Origin of the sequence: Anaerobacillus sp. 1_MG-2023, from assembly GCF_030547345.1 — a bacterium.
Classification (GTDB): Bacteria; Bacillota; Bacilli; order Bacillales; family Guptibacillaceae; genus Guptibacillus; species Guptibacillus hwajinpoensis_B.
On the sequence record NZ_JAUORD010000074.1, the window covers coordinates 1 to 326 of the forward strand.

The 326-nt window shown below is 35.0% G+C and carries 1 protein-coding gene; it reads right to left on the minus strand.

What is annotated here, in order from left to right:
• On the minus strand, positions 1–326 hold a 326-nt coding region (locus Q4550_RS23335), incomplete at both ends, for a collagen binding domain-containing protein (RefSeq protein WP_303536581.1).

Consider the following 326-nt stretch of genomic DNA (forward strand, 5'->3'; position numbering starts at 1 on the left):
ACATCATTCGTAATTTTTTCATTCGTATAGACGCGATCTTTCGCACGTGTTTCATAGGTTACTTTATAAGCTGAAGAAATATTTTCATTAAAACTCAATGAGAATCCTTCTTTGCCATCTTCTGACTCAGGAGAAATAGTGTAATTCGAAACAGGGTTTGTACCTGATTCCTTACCACTATCATTAATCGTAACCTGTTCTACTGTAATAGAGTTTGGTACTAATTCCTGGGAGTCATTAAATAAATCAAGAAGAACAGCATCCGCTCTAGAGATTGTTTTCTCATTGTAATTGTATTGCACTTCCCACGTAATTGTTTGAGTTGA